Origin of the sequence: Pseudomonas sp. BMS12 (assembly GCF_001592875.1) — a bacterium.
Lineage (GTDB): Bacteria > Pseudomonadota > Gammaproteobacteria > Pseudomonadales > Pseudomonadaceae > Aquipseudomonas.
Window position 1 is genome coordinate 1 of the sequence record NZ_LSOF01000028.1, and the last position, 1,231, is coordinate 1,231.

The following is a 1,231-nucleotide window of genomic DNA, read 5'->3' on the forward strand; positions in this document are numbered from 1 at the left end:
TGAATCGCCCCTGGTTTCGTAGACATCTCCAAGCCTCATAATGAGGTCCATCAGGAGGTGCCATGAGCAACCAGCGTTACCCCGAAGAATTCAAGATCGAAGCGGTCAAGCACATTACCGAGCGCGGTTTGCGCGTTGCCGATGTGGCAGAGCGTCTAGGCGTATCCGTGCACAGCCTGTACGCCTGGGTAAAGCGCTACAGCAAACCCCAAGCACAGCGGCAGCAGGTAGATGATCAGCAGGCCGAGTTGCGTCGCTTGCGCGCGGAACTCAAGCGGGTGACCGAAGAGCGAGACATCCTAAAAAAGGCCGCCGCGTACTTTGCCAAGGAGTCAGGCTGAAGTACGCCTTCATCAGCAAACTGTCGGTGGAGTACCCGGTGCGGCGTCTCTGCCAGACCCTCAAGGTGCATCCCAGCGGTTACTACGCCTGGCTGGTCGAGCCGAAATCGGTACGCGCCAAGGAAGATCAACGCCTGCTCGGATTGATCAAACATGCCTGGTTGGAAAGCGGCGGGGTCTATGGCTACCGCAAGATCCATGACGACCTGCGTGAGCTGGGTGAGTCCTGTGGCCGTCACCGCGTGGCCCGCCTGATGAGGTTAGAGAAGCTGCGCTCGCAGACCGGTTATCGTCGGCGCCCCGGCTATTACGGAGGCAAGCCGACGGTGGCTTCGCCTAATCGCCTGGAGCGGCAGTTCAACGTCAGCGAACCGAACAAGGTCTGGGTCACCGACATCACCTACATCCGCACCCATGAGGGCTGGTTGTACCTGGCGGTGGTGTTGGATCTGTTTTCGCGCCAAGTGATTGGCTGGTCGATGAAGCCACGGATGAGCAGCGACCTGGCCATTGATGCGTTGCTGATGGCGGTCTGGCGCCGCAAGCCCAAGCAGGAAGTGATGATCCACTCCGACCAGGGCAGCCAGTTCAGTAGCACGGACTGGCAGAGTTTCCTCAAGGCCAACAACCTGATCAGCAGCATGAGTCGACGCGGTAACTGCCACGACAACGCGGTGGCGGAAAGCTTCTTCCAGTTGCTGAAGCGGGAGCGCATCCGACGGAAAACCTACGGCACCCGCGAAGAAGCCCGCGGTGATGTGTTCGATTACATCGAGATGTTTTATAACCCCAAGCGCCGGCACAGCAGCGCTATGCAGCTATCGCCAGTGGAGTTTGAAAAGCGCTATTTCCAGAGCTTGGAGAGTGTCTAGGAAAGCCGGGGCGATTCA

General features: G+C 58.7%; 1 protein-coding gene. It reads left to right on the forward strand.

The annotated features are described in order from the left end of the window. The first annotated feature begins 62 nt into the window (after positions 1-62). Positions 63-1,213 (forward strand): IS3 family transposase gene (locus tag AYB31_RS20215; protein WP_153020761.1). Its coding sequence is split into 2 segments (ribosomal slippage): positions 63-300 and positions 300-1,213, totalling 1,152 coding nucleotides; the frame shifts between segments, so codons are not numbered across the junction. Positions 1,214-1,231: the final 18 nt, after the last annotated feature.